Genomic DNA, 16132 nt, shown 5'->3' with positions numbered 1-16132 from the left:
CCAAGTGAAACACAAGCGCGTCGGTGACCTATCGGCTCGCCATGCCTAATGGCAGCGGTTACCAACCTTCTCGCAGGGCGGGAAGTGTTCAAACAAAGGATGAGGCTATGGTTCAAGTTCGCAAACTGGTGTTAGCAATAGCGGCCGCCTCGGCGCTGTCCTCCGGTATGGCGCAGGCGCTGCAACTTGGGGAGATGACGCTCAAGTCGAAGTTGAACCAGCCGCTGTCGGTGGAAATCGAATTGCGCGATGTGGGCGGCCTTACGGCGGCCGAGATCACCCCTAGCCTGGCGTCGGCCCAGGCCTTCGTGGATGCGGGTGTCGACCGCCAGGCGTTTCTCGATGACCTGACGTTCACCCCGGTGATCAACCCCGAGGGGCGCAGCGTGGTGCGCGTGACCTCCAGCAAGCCTCTGCCCGATTCCTATGTGCGCTTCCTCATGCAGGTGCAATGGCCCAATGGCCGTTTGATGCGTGACTACAGCGTACTGCTCGACCCGGCCAAGTTCGATCAGCCAGCGCCGACGGCGAGCGCGCCGGCCAGTACCGCGCCAGCCGCCAGCACGCCTGCCCAGCACACCACCACGTCCCGCGACACCTTGTGGGAAATTGCCGCAAAGAACCGCAATGGCGCCTCGGTCCAGCAAACGATGCTGGCCATCCAGGCGCTTAACCCGGATGCCTTTGTCGACGGCAATATCAACCGCCTGAAAACCGGCCAGGTCCTGCGCCTGCCAGATACCACGCAAAGTACAGCGCTGGCGCAGCCGCAAGCGATTGCCGAAGTGAGCGCGCAGAACGCCGCCTGGCGCCAGGGCCGCCGTGGCCCTCAGAGCCAAGTGGCCGGCAAGCCGCAGTTGGACGCGACCAAACGCACCCAGGCCGGCAATGCGCCGTCGAGTACCCAGGCCAAGGATAACCTGAGCCTGGTGTCGGCCGAAGCTGCCAAGAAAGGCGCGAAGGGCACCGTCGGTGACAGCCGCGCCCTGAGCGACAAGCTGGCAATGACCCAGGAAGAGCTCGACACCACGCGGCGCGACAACGAAGAACTGAAAAGCCGTGCCGCCGACTTGCAAAGCCAGTTGGACAAGCTGCAGAAGCTGATCCAGCTGAAGAATGACCAATTGGCTCGTTTGCAAGCGCAAACGGGCGAGCCACAGACAGCCGCGATGCCCGCGCAGTTGCCGGGTGAACCGGCAGCTGAGCCGGCGGCCCCCGTTGCAACACCAGCGCCAGTGCCTGAACCGGCCAAGCCGGCTGCTGCGCCGGCCAGCACCGAAGGCAAGTTCAACGACCTGCTGACCAACCCGATTGTGCTCGGCATCCTTGGCGGTGCGGCCCTGCTGGTGGTGTTGCTGCTTCTGCTGCTGTGGGCACGCCATCGCAATGCTCGCCGCGAAGAAGAGAAACATCTGCGTATGGCGCGGGCGTTGGCCGAAGAGCCTGAGTTCGTTTCCAATATCGATCAAGACCTGCCGCCTGACAGCTTCGAGGGCCTTGAAGTGCCGCCGCCGAGCGTCAAGCTCGCCACCGCAACGCCGCCAGCATCTGCGCCCGCGCCGGCGCCGGTGGTTGAGACGGTAGTGGCACCGACGGTCGCCTCCGTGCTGGCGCCGTTGGCGGTTGCCGTGGCTCAGGAAAACGCCAGTGACGCCCTGGCCCAGGCCCAATCCCATATCGACCGTGGCCATCTGAACCAGGCGGCGGATGTGCTTGAACAAGCCATCAAGCGCGAGCCCAAGCGCAGCGACCTGCGTTTGAAGCTGATGGAAGTCTATGGGCTGCAGAACAACAAGGACGGGTTCGTCACCCAGGAGCGCCAGTTGGTGGCCAACGGTGAGAACCATGCCCAGGTCGAGCAGCTCAAGGCGCGTTTCCCGGCCATGGCCGTGTTGGCGGCGGGTGTCAGTGCCGCAGTGGCTGCCGCGGCCCTGGATGCGCAGTACGTCAAGGACCTGCTCGATGACAAGCCGACCCCGGCCCCGCAGGCAGACACCTTCGACACCGATTTCGACCTGAGTCTGGATGACCTGGAAGCCGCCTCGCCGGCCGAGATCGCGCAAGACCAGCAAACCTTTGAATCGCTGCTCAAACAACAGACTGAGCCCAAGGCCGATGCGCCGGACCTGTCGGACTTCGATCTGGACCTGCAACTGGACCCGCCGACGTCGCAATCCGATGACGACTTCCTGTCGGGCCTTGAAGGGCAGATCAAGGATGTCCCGCCGGTTGAGCCGCCGACCCTGACGCCGGCCGCGCTGGACGAATTCGACCTGCCAGAAGACTTTGACCTCTCGCTGGCGGACGAGCCGAGCGCCCCGGCAGCCAAGCCCGATGCTTTTGCTTCGGAGCTGGACGACGTCAACGCTGAACTGGATCGTTTGTCACAGAGTCTGGAGCATCCGCCGATCGAGCCTTCCTTCACGGCTGAAGATGCCGCGCTGGGTGCTGAGGATGAGCCAGAGTTCGATTTCCTCTCTGGCACTGATGAAGTGGCCACCAAGCTCGACTTGGCCCAGGCCTACATCGACATGGGCGATGCGGACGGCGCGCGAGACATCCTGTCCGAAGTGTTGACCGAAGGCGACGAGGGTCAGCGTAGCGAAGCCAAGGAAATGCTCGGCAGAATCTAACGGCCGACGCAGAAAAATGTGGGAGCGGGCTTGCTCGCGAATGCGGTGGTGCAGTTGCTGATGTGCTGGATGACACGGTGCATTTGCGAGCAAGCCCGCTCCCATATTTAAAGTCCACTCATGCACCCTGACGCCCTATAATGCCCGCCTTTGCGCAACTCATCAGGCTCTCAGTTCTTGGCAAATATAGATAACGCGGCTGCCGAAATGGCGGCCGCAGGCTTTTACCGCATCGCTCTGGGCGTGGAATACAAAGGCTCGCGCTATCGCGGCTGGCAGCGTCAGGCCTCCGGGGTGCTGACGGTGCAGGAAACCCTGGAAAACGCCCTGTCCAAAGTCGCCAACTCGCCGGTGTCGCTGATGTGTGCCGGGCGCACCGATGCCGGCGTGCACGCGTGTGGCCAAGTGGTGCACTTCGACACCCAGGCCGAGCGGTCGATGAAGGCGTGGGTGATGGGGGCCAATATCAATTTGCCCCATGATGTCAGTGTCAGCTGGGCCAAGGTCATGCCGGCGCATTTTCACGCCCGTTTCAAGGCCATCGCCCGGCGTTACCGCTACGTGATCTACAACGATCAGATCCGCCCGGCGCACCTCAATGAAGAAATCACCTGGAACCACCGCCCACTGGATGCCGAGCGTATGGCCGAAGCCGCGCAGCATCTGGTGGGGGTGCATGACTTCAGCGCCTTCCGTGCCGGGCAGTGCCAGGCCAAGTCGCCGATCAAGGAAGTCCACCACCTGCGGGTGACGCGCCACGGCAAGATGATCGTGCTGGATATCCGTGCCGGGGCCTTTCTGCATCATATGGTGCGCAATATCGCTGGGGTGCTGATGACCATCGGCACCGGTGAACGCCCGGTGGAGTGGGCCAAGGAAGTGCTGGAAAGCCGCATCCGCCGCACGGGCGGGGTCACGGCGCATCCGTTCGGCCTGTATCTGGTGGATGTGGAGTACCGCGACGAGTTCGAACTGCCGGAACGCTTTATCGGGCCGCACTTCCTCACCGGTTTCAGCGAACTTGGCGGCTGACGCCCGGAAAAGCTTTTGTTACCATCCGGGACTTTCTCGGACCAACCCTGAGGTTCCTACGACATGTCAGCCGTTCGCAGCAAGATTTGCGGGATTACCCGCATAGAAGACGCGCTGGCGGCAGTCGAAGCGGGGGCGGATGCCATTGGCCTGGTGTTTTATGCCAAGAGCCCACGGGCGGTAAATGTGCTGCAGGCGCGGGCGATTATCGCTGCGTTGCCGCCCTTCGTGACCACCGTGGGGTTGTTTGTCAACGCCAGCCGCTGCGAGCTCAACGAGACCCTGGATGCGGTGGCGCTGGATATGTTGCAGTTCCACGGCGACGAATCGCCAGAGGAATGCGAAAGCTATCAGCGCCCGTACATCAAGGCGTTGCGGGTCAAGGCCGGGGACGATATTGCCGCAGCCTGCGCCGCGTATGCCGGCGCTCGCGGGATTCTGCTGGACACCTACGTCGAAGGCGTACCCGGTGGTACGGGCGAGGCGTTCGACTGGTCGCTGATTCCCGAGGGGTTGAGCAAGCCGGTTATTCTCGCGGGTGGGCTCACCTCAGAGAACGTCCAGGCGGCCATCGAACAGGTTCGGCCGTATGCCGTCGACGTCAGCGGTGGGGTGGAGCAGGGCAAGGGGATCAAGGACCCGAGCAAGATTCGCGCGTTCATGCAGGCCGTGCGCAACAGCAGGGGTGGGATGTGACGGCTGGCAGTCTGCCGCCGTCCATAACTACCACTGTGTAAAACAGCCCGGCGCCGCCTGTGGGTGGCCCGGAAACGAAGTGGCAACCCTGCGCTGGCAGGTTGTCTGGAAGGCTGAGGATACGGGCGGGAAATGGCAGGTCCAACGTCTGACCCCGTCCCGCCTGTGTCATCGCCACATATGAATTTAGCTCAAGGGCATACGCGGGGCTGTGTTCAAGCCACCGGTACTGGAGAAAAGAAAGCATGAGCAACTGGTTAGTAGACAAACTGATCCCTTCGATCATGCGTTCCGAGGTGAAGAAAAGCTCGGTTCCTGAAGGTCTGTGGCACAAATGCCCATCCTGCGACGCGGTACTGTATCGCCCAGAGCTGGAAAAGACCCTGGACGTTTGCCCCAAGTGCAACCACCACATGCGTATTGGCGCCCGCGCCCGTATCGACATCTTCCTGGATGCCGACGGCCGTAATGAGCTAGGTGCCGACCTGGAGCCGGTTGACCGTCTCAAGTTCCGCGACAGCAAGAAGTACAAGGACCGTCTGGTCGGCGCGCAGAAGCAGACCGGCGAGAAAGACGCGCTGATTTCGGTCAGCGGCAAGCTGCTGGGCATGCCGGTGGTGGTTTCGGCCTTCGAATTCTCCTTCATGGGCGGTTCCATGGGTGCCATCGTCGGTGAGCGCTTTGTTCGCGCTGCCAACTATGCCCTGGAAAACCGTTGCCCGATGATCTGCTTCGCCGCCTCCGGTGGTGCGCGTATGCAGGAAGCCCTGATTTCCCTGATGCAAATGGCCAAGACCTCGGCGGTACTGGCGCGCCTGCGTGAAGAAGGCATTCCGTTCATCTCCGTACTGACCGACCCGGTCTACGGCGGCGTGTCCGCCAGCCTGGCGATGTTGGGCGATGTGATCGTTGGCGAGCCTAAAGCCCTGATCGGTTTTGCCGGCCCACGCGTGATCGAGCAGACCGTGCGGGAAAAACTGCCGGAAGGCTTCCAGCGCAGCGAGTTCCTGTTGGAGCACGGTGCGATCGACCTGATCATTCCGCGTGGCGAACTGCGCCCGCGCCTGGGCAGCCTGCTCGCGCAAATGATGGGCTTGCCGACGCCTGTGTACGTCGCACCTAAAGTCGAGCCGATCGTTGTGCCGCCGGTGCCAGCAAACCTATGACCCAACGTACCCTGGGCGAATGGCTCGCCTACCTTGAGCAGTTGCATCCGTCCGCCATCGACATGGGCCTGGAGCGCTCGCAACAGGTAGCGGCCCGCCTCGGGTTGGGTCAGCCGGCACCGCGTGTGATCACGGTGACCGGCACCAACGGCAAGGGCTCTACCTGTGCCTTTGTCGCCGCGCTGTTGCAGGCCCAGGGCCTCAAAGTCGGCGTGTACAGCTCGCCGCACCTGCTGCGCTACAACGAGCGGGTGCAGCTCAATGGCGTAGAAGCCACTGATGCCCAACTGTGCGAAGCCTTCGCGGCCCTGGAGGCCGGGCGTGGCGAGACTTCCCTGACCTATTTCGAAATGGGCACCCTGGCGGCGTTCTGGCTGTTCGAGCGTGCGCAGCTGGATGTGGTCGTGCTGGAAGTCGGCCTCGGCGGGCGCCTGGATACGGTCAACGTGGTGGATGCCGACCTGGCGCTGGTCACCAGCATCGGTGTTGATCACGCCGACTATCTAGGCAATACCCGCGAGTCTGTGGCCTATGAAAAGGCCGGGATCTTCCGCCAGAGCAGGCCCGCGCTCTGTGGCGACCTGGATCCGCCGCAACCTTTGCTGGACAAGGTGCGCGAGCTGGATTGCCCGTTCTACCTGCGAGGTCGTGAATTCAATCTCGACATCGGTGCGACCCACTGGCAATGGCGTGGGCGTGATGCCCGTGGCAAGGTGGTAGAGCTGCTCGATTTGCCGTTGCTGAACCTGCCGATGGAAAACGCCGCACTCGCGCTGCAAGCCTATTTGCTGCTGGATCTGCCGTGGGATGCCAAGCAGATCGGCGCAACCCTGCGAGCGACGAAGGTGGTGGGGCGCCTGGATCGCCGGGTGCTGGACTGGCAAGGCAAGCGCCTGAACCTGTTGCTGGATGTCGGGCATAACCCCCATGCGGCTCACTATCTGGCTCAGCGCCTGGCGCGCACACCACCGGCCGGCCGCCGCCTGGCGGTGTTCGGGTTGCTGGCCGACAAGGATCTTGATGGCGTAATAGCGCCGTTGTTTGGCAGCGTACAGTCTTGGGCCGTTGCGCCGCTGGATACGCCGCGCAGCCGTCCTGCGGTTGAGCTGGAAACTGCCTTGCAGAACCTTGGCGCGCCCGTGACGTCGTATGCAAGCATCACTGCCGCCCTTGAGGCGCAGTGTGCGCTGGCTGCGGCCGAAGACGAAATCCTGTTGTTCGGATCATTTTATTGTGTTGCCGAGGCGCTTGAATGGCTGGCCCGGCGCTCCACGGAGGAAGCTGCACATGGCATTACTGGATAGCGCATACAAGCAGCGAATGGTCGGGGCCCTGGTGCTGGTGGCGTTGGCGGTAATCTTTCTGCCGATGCTGTTTTCCCGCCAGGACGAACAGCGCCAGGTGGTGGTTGAAGCTCCCGCTGCGCCCCAGGCGCCGGTGGTGCCCCAGGTTCAAGTCGAACCGGTAGTTGTGCCTGAGCCTCAGGTGTTGCCGGAAGAACCTGTGCCCGTCGAGGAGGAGGTCGTCACCCAACAGGCACCTTCGCAGGCCCCTTCGATGCCGGTGCAGCCAAGTGTGCCGGTGGTCAAGCCGACGCCAGCCCCGGCTGTCGCCGCCAAACCGGCTGCACCGGCGCCAGCGCCCAAGCCTGTGGCGCCGCAGCCTGCTGCACCGGGTAAGCCGGATGTGGGTCAGAGCCGCATCGACCCTAATGGCTTGCCGATCAGTTGGTCGATCCAGCTCGCCAGCCTGGCCAATCGCGAAAGCGCCGATGCCTTGCAGAAAAAGCTGCGTGCCCAGGGATATAACGCCTATATCCGCAGTGCCGATGGCAAGAACCGTGTGTTTGTGGGGCCGCTGATCGAGCGTGCCGAGGCAGATCGCCTGCGCGATTTGCTGGGTCGTCAGCAGAACCTCAACGGGTTTGTGGTGCGTTTCCAGCCCGAGCGCGGCTGAACGGGCAATAGGCTCTAAATGTGGGAGCTGGCTTGCCTGCGATGGCGGTGGTTCAATCGACAACGATGTCGAATATGCCGCCCTCATCGCAGGCAAGCCAGCTCCCACATTGATTTATGGTGGGCTTGAAATGGCGTTCACACCGCCCAATCTATTGATTTGCAAAGCAGCCGCAATCACCGCTTACCGATAGCCCGGCGCTCTGCTAAAATGCGCCGCCTTATCCGTACGTAGGCTGCACTGTGCCATTTACCTGGGTTGATTGGGCGATCGTTGCAATCGTCGCCATCTCCGCTTTGATCAGTCTGAGCCGCGGCTTCGTAAAAGAAGCACTGTCGTTGCTGACCTGGATCATTGCAGGAGTCGTAGCCTGGATGTTCGGTGGTTCACTGTCGGTCTACCTGGCCGGGTACATAGAGACACCTTCGGCTCGCGTCATCGCGGGCTGCGCCATCATGTTCATCGCCACGCTGTTGGTGGGGGCAATGGTCAATTATCTTATTGGCGAGTTGATACGTGTCACCGGCATCGAAGGGACCGATCGATTTCTCGGCATGGCCTTCGGGGCTGCGCGTGGCGCGCTGCTGGTGGTCGTGGCGGTCGGGCTGTTGAGCCTGGGGCCGGTACAGCAGGATTCGTGGTGGCAGGAGTCGGTACTCGTGCCAAAATTTCTATTGGTTGCAGACTGGTCCAAGAACCTCATATTGGGGTGGAGCAGTCAGTGGCTGGCCAGCGGAATCAGCGTACCCGCTGATCTTCCGTTCAAGGAACACCTCTTACCGGCCAAAACGCCTCAGTAAGCTGTGTTCAGTCAAGATTCATTAAGTAGGGGTTGCGTCGCATGTGTGGCATCGTCGGTATCGTCGGTAAGTCGAACGTCAATCAGGCGCTGTATGACGCGCTAACCGTCCTCCAGCACCGCGGCCAGGACGCTGCCGGTATTGTGACCAGCCACGACGGCCGGTTATTCCTGCGCAAGGACAATGGCCTGGTGCGTGACGTGTTCCATCAGCGTCACATGCAGCGCCTCGTCGGGCACATGGGCATTGGCCATGTGCGATACCCGACTGCCGGTAGCTCGACCTCGGCCGAAGCTCAACCGTTCTACGTCAACTCGCCTTACGGCATCACTTTGGCGCACAACGGTAACCTGACCAACGTTGAACAACTGGCCAAGGAGATCTACGAATCTGACCTGCGCCACGTCAACACCAGCTCGGATTCGGAAGTGCTGCTCAACGTGTTCGCCCACGAGCTGGCCCAGCGCGGCAAGCTGCAGCCGACCGAAGAAGACGTGTTCGCCGCCGTGATCGACGTGCACAACCGTTGCGTCGGTGGTTATGCGGTGGTGGCGATGATCACCGGTTACGGCATCGTCGGTTTCCGCGACCCCCACGGCATTCGCCCGATCGTGTTCGGCCAGCGTCACACCGACGAAGGCGTCGAGTACATGATCGCCTCCGAAAGCGTGTCCCTGGACGTGCTGGGCTTCACCCTGATCCGCGACCTGGCGCCGGGCGAGGCTGTCTACATCACCGAAGACGGCAAGCTGCACACCCGTCAGTGCGCCGTAGCGCCGAAGCTCACCCCGTGCATCTTCGAACACGTCTACCTGGCGCGTCCGGACTCGATCATCGACGGTGTCTCGGTCTACAAGGCGCGCCTGCGTATGGGCGAGAAGCTGGCCGAGAAGATCCTGCGCGAGCGTCCCGAGCACGATATCGATGTGGTCATCCCGATTCCGGACACCAGCCGCACCGCCGCGCTGGAGCTGGCCAACCATCTGGGCGTCAAATTCCGCGAAGGCTTCGTGAAGAACCGCTACATCGGTCGTACTTTCATCATGCCCGGCCAGGCTGCGCGCAAGAAGTCGGTACGCCAGAAGCTCAACGCCATCGAGCTTGAGTTCCGCGGCAAGAACGTAATGCTGGTAGATGACTCCATCGTACGCGGCACCACCTGCAAGCAGATCATCCAGATGGCCCGCGAAGCCGGGGCGAAGAACGTGTACTTCTGCTCTGCGGCGCCCGCAGTGCGTTACCCGAACGTGTACGGTATCGACATGCCGAGCGCCCATGAGCTGATCGCGCATAACCGTTCGACTCAGGACGTGGCCGACCTGATCGGCGCCGACTGGCTGATCTACCAGGACCTGCCGGACCTGATCGAAGCGGTTGGCGGTGGCAAGATCAAGATCGAGCAGTTCGACTGCGCCGTGTTCGACGGCAAGTACGTCACCGGCGATGTCGACGAGGCCTACCTGAACAAGATCGAGCAAGCGCGCAACGACTCGTCGAAGATCAAGACCCAGGCGGTCAGCGCGATCATCGACCTGTATAACAACTGAGTAAACACCGGCCCTGAGGGGCCGGTTTTGTATCTTAAACAAAGAATTGAATAAGGAGTCGCAGCATGAGTCAGGAATGGGATGCCGGTCGGTTGGACAGCGACCTCGATGGCGTAGCTTTCGATACCCTGGCTGTGCGCGCCGGCCAGCACCGTACCCCGGAAGGTGAGCACGGCGACCCGATGTTCTTCACCTCCAGCTACGTGTTCCGTACTGCCGCCGACGCCGCTGCGCGGTTTGCTGGCGAAGTGCCGGGCAACGTGTATTCGCGCTACACCAACCCGACCGTGCGTGCGTTTGAAGAGCGCATCGCGGCCCTGGAAGGTGCCGAGCAGGCCGTGGCGACTGCCACCGGAATGGCGGCCATCCTGGCGGTGGTGATGAGCCTGTGCAGCGCCGGCGACCATGTGCTGGTATCGCGCAGCGTGTTCGGCTCGACCATCAGCCTGTTCGAGAAGTACTTCAAGCGTTTCGGTATTGAAGTCGATTACGTGCCCCTGGCGGACCTGTCCGGTTGGGAGGCGGCCATCAAGGCCAATACCAAGCTGTTGTTCGTCGAATCGCCGTCCAACCCGCTCGCTGAGCTGGTGGACATCGCCGCGCTGTCCGAAGTCGCGCATGCCAAGGGCGCGATGCTGGTGGTGGACAACTGCTTCTGCACCCCGGCCTTGCAGCAACCGCTGAAGCTGGGTGCGGACATCGTGGTGCACTCGGCAACCAAGTTTATCGACGGCCAGGGCCGTTGCATGGGCGGCGTGGTGGCCGGTCGCAGCGAGCAGATGAAGGAAGTGGTGGGCTTCCTGCGCACCGCCGGCCCGACCCTCAGCCCGTTCAACGCCTGGATCTTCCTCAAAGGCCTGGAAACCCTCAGCCTGCGCATGAAAGCCCATTGCGCCAACGCCCAGGCCCTGGCCGAGTGGCTGGAGCAGCAGGACGGTATCGAGAAAGTGCATTACGCCGGCCTCAAGAGCCACCCGCAACACGCCTTGGCCCAGCGCCAGCAGCGTGGTTTCGGGGCGGTGGTGAGTTTTGAAGTGAAGGGCGGCAAAGACGGCGCCTGGCGCTTCATCGACGCGACACGCTTGATCTCCATTACCGCCAACCTGGGTGACAGCAAGACCACCATCACCCACCCGAGCACCACCTCCCACGGGCGCCTGGCGCCGCAGGAGCGTGAAGCGGCCGGCATTCGTGACAGCCTGATCCGCATCGCGGTGGGCCTGGAAGATGTTGCTGACTTGCAGGCAGACCTGGCCCGCGGGCTGGCGGCCTTGTGATCGAGTGGTCCATGGAGGCTGCGGCGGCCAGTAACGGGCGCGTGGCGCTGGTGACGGGCGCGGCGCGGGGCATTGGCCTCGGGATTTCCGCGTGGCTGATCAGTGAAGGTTGGCAGGTGGTGCTGACCGACCTGGACCGCGAGCGCGGTGCCAAGGTGTCCAAGGTGCTGGGCGACAATGCCTGGTTTATCACCATGGACGTGGCCGACGAGAAGCAAGTGGCCCAGGGTGTCGCCGAGGTGCTGGGGCAGTTCGGGCGCCTGGATGCGTTGGTGTGCAACGCGGCGGTGGCCGACCCGCGCAATATCACCCTGGAAAGCCTCGATCTGACGTATTGGAATCGGGTGCTGGCGGTCAACCTCAGCGGGCCGATGCTGTTGGCCAAGCACTGCGCGCCTTACCTGCGTGCCCACGGCGGCGCTATCGTCAACCTGGCCTCGACCCGGGCGCGTCAATCCGAGCCCGACACCGAAGCCTATGCGGCCAGCAAAGGTGGGCTGTTGGCCCTGACCCACGCGTTGGCCATGAGCCTGGGTCCCGAAGTGCGGGTCAATGCGGTCAGCCCTGGCTGGATCGACGCACGTGACCCGGCTGCGCGGCGTGCAGAGCCGCTCACCGACGCCGATCATGCCCAGCATCCGGCGGGCAGGGTGGGGACGGTGGAGGACGTGGCGGCGATGGTGGCCTGGTTGTTGTCACGCCAGGCCGGGTTCGTCACCGGGCAAGAGTTCGTGGTGGACGGCGGCATGAGCAAGAAGATGATTTACAGCGAGTAGGGCGGGTAGCCGCCTTGAAGTTATTTTGTCTTTTTCAGAAAAACTTCAAGCAGGCTATTGACTTAGGTCCGCTACCTGCGTAAATTTCGCGGCCTCAACGAAGCAAAGGGTGATTAGCTCAGCTGGGAGAGCATCTGCCTTACAAGCAGAGGGTCGGCGGTTCGATCCCGTCATCACCCACCACTTCTTGAGAGTTTTGCCCCTAGGGCAAGACGCAACGTTAAAGGTTGCACCGACGCGCAGCGGTAGTTCAGTCGGTTAGAATACCGGCCTGTCACGCCGGGGGTCGCGGGTTCGAGTCCCGTCCGCTGCGCCATATTTTCCAGGTTCGATCTGTCGGGCTTGAGATTGAACAGCCAAGGCTGATCGATCAGATGTTTAAAGGTGGTTGAGGGTTCATGCTCAATCAGCCAAGCGATACGCAGCGGTAGTTCAGTCGGTTAGAATACCGGCCTGTCACGCCGGGGGTCGCGGGTTCGAGTCCCGTCCGCTGCGCCATATCTGCCTCAAGGCCCACTGAACGCCTTGAAGCACAAGGAAAGCCACTGGCTCACCTTGATCCGATAGCAAAGACCCTGGTCGAAAGACCGGGGTTTTTTGTGTCTGGGGTTTGAAAAAACCTCATCTTCTTCGCTGCCAACAGCGCTCATTATCGGCAAACGGCCGACAGATCATTTCGATTCTGTCGGCCGTTTTTGCGTTCTTGTGTCAAAAAATTTCAATGTGGTTATTTGCCGCAGGCGCAGAAACCTTTAAAGTTAACCCTTCGGTCAACTTTGCACTGTCATCATGGCCTTTTGATTCGTCGAGAAAGGCTTCTGCAAGTCTCCAGATTCGGTGTACTTAACCATAAGGGCGGATTTATAACCGCTCAGAGGATGATCCATGTCCAACCGTGAAATCACCCGGCGCTCGTTCCTTCAGGGCGGGCTGGTGGCGGGTGTGAGTGTCACGCTCACGCCGCTCAGCACCCAGGCGCTGGCTGCCTTGATGGAAAACAGCGTGACCGTGCCGTCTGAAAAGTGGCTCGGCCATAACGGCAAGGCGCGCCAGCGTAACGATGCCTTGTCGAAAGTCTGCGGCAGCAAGGTGTTTGCCCGCGACATCCGTTCCAAGGACATGCCTGGCTGGCCCCAGCAGCAAGGTCACGCCATGTTGCTCAAAACCATCAAGGCCGACCACATCTACGCGGGCTACGACCTGTCGTGGCTTGGCGCCGAGTTGCAGCCGGACCGCGTTGTCACCGCTGCCGACCTGGACAAGGACGGTATCGTCTTCCCGGAAGAACATGCGCCGGACCCGTTGTTGCCCGAGGGCAAAGTGCCGATGTTCATCGGTCACCCGGTGGCGATCCTGATCTGGAACGACTTCGAGCGTTTCCGTCAGGCCAAGAACAAACTCAAGTTCAATGACAAGGCGATTCGTTACGGCGCCAAAGTGCCGTATTACGAAGGTGACCCCTACGGTAGCTTCCGCTACGTGCGCGTGGGTGGCCCGACCTCGGCCGACGAAGACGAATTCGCCAGCCTCAAGGATTCGATCCTGTTCCCGATGCTGAAAAACCGTCGCCCGGTGTGGAATTCCCAGCCAAACCTGCACGGCAACCTGACCGAGCGCGGGCTGTTCTACGCCGAGCGCATGAAAAGCCAGATCAACACGCCACCGGACAACTGGCTGGTGTTTGACGAGCGCTACAAAACCCCATCGATCGAACCGGCCGCCATGGAGCCGGACAACGGCAACGGTTGGTACGATCCGGCGACCAAGACCCTGCACTTTGTGGTGGCCACCCAGTGCCCATTGGAAGTGGCGACCGAGACCGCCAAGATGATCTCGCCGTCGCGCTTCGGCCTGGCCCACCTGAACATGCATCCGGGTTATACCGTGGGTTACGGTTCCAAAGACCACAACATTTTCGTCTACTACGCCGCCCTCGCTGCGTTGTATGGCGCCGGTGTACCGGTGCGTCTGGCCAATGATCGTTACGAGCAATTCCAGAGCGGCATCAAGCGTCACTCGTTCGATATGCGCTATCAGTTGGCGGTCGACAAGAACGACCACAGCTTCAAAATCTTCCTCGCCGACATGAGCGTCGACGGCGGTGGCCGGATCAACTACAGCCCGTCGGTGGCTGCGGTCGGCGCCACGGCGGCGCAGTCGATCTACTACATGCCGCAGAACGACCTGCAAGTCACCGCGTACCATTCCCGTGGCGTTGAAGCCGGTTCGATGCGGGGCTACGGCACCCTGCAAAGCATGGCGGCGACCGAAATGATGGTCGACGAAATCGCCGGTCGCCTGGGTGTGGATGCCATTGAGCTGCGGCGCAAGAACGCACTGCGTTCGGGCATGAAGAACACCCAGGGCGCGATCCCTGCCGGTGCGTTGCGCCTGCACGAAATTCTCGACAAGGCCGCTGTGCACGACGTGTGGAAAAACCGCGACGCGATCAAGCAACAACGCGAAGCCGCAGACCCGGATAACTGGTATGGCGTCGGTTTTGCCATCTGCCAGAAAGACTTCGGCACCGGTTCCGAAGCGCCGATGGCCAGTGTTGAATTCAGCGCTGACGGCCGCATCAGCCTGCGCCACATCGGGATCGAAATCGGCACCGGCATGTCCACTTCGCAATCGCTGGTGGTCGCCGACTTCCTTGGCAGCCCGGCCCACGAAGTGAAGACCGGCGAAACACAATGGCAGGAAATGCAGTTGGTCACCGGCGGCAACCCCTACACCATGAGCCAGGCCGAGCAGGACAACCTGCTGCGCAACCCGCGTTGGGTGGGCAAGCTCGCGTCGGCGTCGTCCGCGACCAACTCGGCGTACTACTTCAGCCACGCCACCCGTGAAGCGGCGCGTGTGCTGTTCAACCACGGCCTGTGGCCAGCGGCGCTGGAGATCTGGCGCCAGGGCCCGTTCGGCGGCCAGGCCAACCCCTATGTGGTGCGCCGCGAAGACGCACATTGGGTGGACGGCAAGCTCACTGCCAACGGCATGCAGCCATTGAGCTTTGAAGAACTGGCCAAGCGCGCTCATGAGCGCGGCCTGGTCACCGCTGCCACGGTCCACGGGTTCAACCGCTGGAGCTGGGCCGAGGCTGAGTACAGCATCGACGGTGTGCGCGAGCGCCTGCCGCTCGACGGTCTGGCGGTGAAATACGGCGATGGCGCACCGAAAGCCAAGCAGGCGCTGATGAGCACTGCCGGTTTCCACCTGCTCGATCGCCAGAACGTCAGCTATCCCGCCACCCAGTTGAATAACGCTGCGGTGACGTACTACAGCCCCGTCGCCACGTTGGTCGAGTTGAAGGTCAACAAGGGTTCGGCGCAGGTCGAAGTGCTCAATCACCATTCATGGGTCGAGTGCGGGCGTGTGCTGGTTGAAGAGTTGGTCAAAGGCCAGCTCGAAGGTGGAGTGGCCATGGGTATCGGTCACGCGTTGATGGAGGAAATGCCGTTGTACGAAGGCGGGCCGGGGGAGGGCGACTGGAACTTCAACCGCTACCGTCTGCCGATGGCGCGTCACGTTGCCGTATGGAAACAGACCTCGGAGATTCTGCCGGCGCTGTCGCCAAGCGACCCGTCCAAAGGTATCGCTGAAGTGGTGATGATCCCGATTGTCGGGGCCATTGGTAATGCGGTGGCACACGCCATCGGTAAACGTGTTCGCGACCTGCCAATCACGGCTGCCCGCATTAAGGAGGCCCTCAATGGCTAACCGTCCGCTTCAACTGACCCTCAATGGTCAACCCGTCGGCCCGGTGGACATCCCTGATGACCTGCCGATGATCGACTACCTGCACGAATACAAAAACCTCACGGGCTCGCGGCTGGGCTGCGGCCAAGGCATTTGCCACGCCTGTGTGGTGATCGTCGACAACCCGGATGGCACCAGCGAAGAAGTGCGCACCTGCATCACCGGCGCGCATTACTTCGAAGGCAAGCAAGTGCGCACTATCGAAGGCCACGCCAAGCGCGATGAGTCGGGCCAGGTCACTGAGCTCAACCCGATCCAGCAGCGCTTCGTGGATGAGTTCGCCTTTCAGTGCAGCTATTGCGCGCCGGGCTTCGTCAATGCGGCCACCGTATTGGTGGAGAAACTGCAACGCCAGCCGACCGTGCACAGCAAGCTGGAACAAGTCATCGAGGACAGCCTCGGTCATCACGTCTGCCGTTGTACCGGGTACGTGCGTTATTACAACGCCACCCGCAACGTGCTGACCGATCTCGGCCTGGTCAAGGAGGGTTAA

General features: G+C 61.9%; 12 protein-coding genes and 3 tRNA genes. All 15 read left to right on the top strand.

Annotated elements, in window-relative coordinates; genetic code table 11:
- Positions 1-107 precede the first annotated feature (107 nt).
- The 15 genes from AB4P90_RS19225 (at position 108) to AB4P90_RS19155 (ending at position 16132) form a co-directional block, all read left to right on the top strand.
- A complete protein-coding gene (locus AB4P90_RS19225) occupies positions 108-2633 on the top strand; it encodes a FimV/HubP family polar landmark protein (RefSeq protein ID WP_395605292.1) in 2526 nt (841 codons plus the stop codon).
- A gap of 207 nt (positions 2634-2840) precedes the next feature.
- The gene (gene truA, locus AB4P90_RS19220; protein WP_003192549.1) at positions 2841-3665 is read left to right on the top strand and encodes a tRNA pseudouridine(38-40) synthase TruA; all 825 of its coding nucleotides are present in this window, start codon (positions 2841-2843) and stop codon (positions 3663-3665) included.
- A gap of 63 nt (positions 3666-3728) precedes the next feature.
- Complete coding sequence (locus tag AB4P90_RS19215; RefSeq protein ID WP_014719155.1) at positions 3729-4361, top strand: phosphoribosylanthranilate isomerase; 633 nt, start codon at positions 3729-3731, stop codon at positions 4359-4361.
- Positions 4362-4606: 245 nt separating this feature from the next.
- Complete coding sequence (gene accD / locus AB4P90_RS19210) at positions 4607-5527, top strand: acetyl-CoA carboxylase, carboxyltransferase subunit beta (RefSeq protein ID WP_014719154.1); 921 nt, start codon at positions 4607-4609, stop codon at positions 5525-5527.
- The gene (gene folC, locus AB4P90_RS19205; protein ID WP_019820868.1) at positions 5524-6831 is read left to right on the top strand and encodes a bifunctional tetrahydrofolate synthase/dihydrofolate synthase; all 1308 of its coding nucleotides are present in this window, start codon (positions 5524-5526) and stop codon (positions 6829-6831) included. Before accD ends, folC begins: the two co-directional genes overlap by 4 nt.
- A complete protein-coding gene (locus AB4P90_RS19200; RefSeq protein WP_014719152.1) occupies positions 6815-7483 on the top strand; it encodes an SPOR domain-containing protein in 669 nt (222 codons plus the stop codon). The genes folC and AB4P90_RS19200 overlap by 17 nt, the downstream gene beginning before the upstream one ends.
- A 242-nt stretch (positions 7484-7725) precedes the next feature.
- A complete protein-coding gene (locus AB4P90_RS19195) occupies positions 7726-8283 on the top strand; it encodes a CvpA family protein (RefSeq protein ID WP_014719151.1) in 558 nt (185 codons plus the stop codon).
- Positions 8284-8324: 41 nt separating this feature from the next.
- The gene (gene purF / locus AB4P90_RS19190; protein ID WP_003192537.1) at positions 8325-9830 is read left to right on the top strand and encodes an amidophosphoribosyltransferase; all 1506 of its coding nucleotides are present in this window, start codon (positions 8325-8327) and stop codon (positions 9828-9830) included.
- A 65-nt stretch (positions 9831-9895) separates the two neighbouring features.
- Positions 9896-11107, top strand: coding sequence for an O-succinylhomoserine sulfhydrylase (locus tag AB4P90_RS19185; RefSeq protein WP_014719150.1), 1212 nt, complete (start codon positions 9896-9898; stop codon positions 11105-11107).
- An 11-nt stretch (positions 11108-11118) separates the two neighbouring features.
- Positions 11119-11883: an SDR family oxidoreductase gene (locus tag AB4P90_RS19180; protein WP_395606106.1), complete on the top strand. Its 765-nt coding sequence runs from the start codon at positions 11119-11121 to the stop codon at positions 11881-11883.
- A 107-nt stretch (positions 11884-11990) separates the two neighbouring features.
- Positions 11991-12066: transfer RNA gene (locus AB4P90_RS19175), tRNA-Val, on the top strand.
- A gap of 56 nt (positions 12067-12122) precedes the next feature.
- Positions 12123-12199 (top strand) — tRNA-Asp (locus AB4P90_RS19170).
- Between the two features lie 105 nt (positions 12200-12304).
- Positions 12305-12381, top strand: a tRNA-Asp gene (locus AB4P90_RS19165).
- A 387-nt stretch (positions 12382-12768) separates the two neighbouring features.
- Positions 12769-15600 (top strand): xanthine dehydrogenase family protein molybdopterin-binding subunit, encoded by a 2832-nt coding sequence (locus tag AB4P90_RS19160; RefSeq protein ID WP_395605291.1) that lies wholly within the window; start codon positions 12769-12771, stop codon positions 15598-15600.
- Positions 15593-16132 (top strand): (2Fe-2S)-binding protein, encoded by a 540-nt coding sequence (locus AB4P90_RS19155; protein WP_034128255.1) that lies wholly within the window; start codon positions 15593-15595, stop codon positions 16130-16132. Before AB4P90_RS19160 ends, AB4P90_RS19155 begins: the two co-directional genes overlap by 8 nt.

This window comes from Pseudomonas sp. B16120 (genome assembly GCF_044218845.1).
Classification (GTDB): domain Bacteria; phylum Pseudomonadota; class Gammaproteobacteria; order Pseudomonadales; family Pseudomonadaceae; genus Aquipseudomonas; species Aquipseudomonas paracarnis.
This window is presented reverse-complemented; position numbering and strand designations above follow the sequence as displayed.

Excerpts from the sequence above, each read along its gene's own strand:
- AB4P90_RS19225 (WP_395605292.1), top strand. The coding sequence starts at position 108 with ATGGTTCAAGTTCGCAAACTGGTGTTAGCAATAGCGGCCGCCTCGGCG.
- truA (WP_003192549.1), top strand. The coding sequence starts at position 2,841 with ATGGCGGCCGCAGGCTTTTACCGCATCGCTCTGGGCGTGGAATACAAA.
- AB4P90_RS19215 (WP_014719155.1), top strand. The coding sequence starts at position 3,729 with ATGTCAGCCGTTCGCAGCAAGATTTGCGGGATTACCCGCATAGAAGAC.
- accD (WP_014719154.1), top strand. The coding sequence starts at position 4,607 with ATGAGCAACTGGTTAGTAGACAAACTGATCCCTTCGATCATGCGTTCC.
- folC (WP_019820868.1), top strand. The coding sequence starts at position 5,524 with ATGACCCAACGTACCCTGGGCGAATGGCTCGCCTACCTTGAGCAGTTG.
- AB4P90_RS19200 (WP_014719152.1), top strand. The coding sequence starts at position 6,815 with ATGGCATTACTGGATAGCGCATACAAGCAGCGAATGGTCGGGGCCCTG.
- purF (WP_003192537.1), top strand. The coding sequence starts at position 8,325 with ATGTGTGGCATCGTCGGTATCGTCGGTAAGTCGAACGTCAATCAGGCG.
- AB4P90_RS19185 (WP_014719150.1), top strand. The coding sequence starts at position 9,896 with ATGAGTCAGGAATGGGATGCCGGTCGGTTGGACAGCGACCTCGATGGC.
- AB4P90_RS19180 (WP_395606106.1), top strand. The coding sequence starts at position 11,119 with ATGGAGGCTGCGGCGGCCAGTAACGGGCGCGTGGCGCTGGTGACGGGC.
- AB4P90_RS19160 (WP_395605291.1), top strand. The coding sequence starts at position 12,769 with ATGTCCAACCGTGAAATCACCCGGCGCTCGTTCCTTCAGGGCGGGCTG.
- AB4P90_RS19155 (WP_034128255.1), top strand. The coding sequence starts at position 15,593 with ATGGCTAACCGTCCGCTTCAACTGACCCTCAATGGTCAACCCGTCGGC.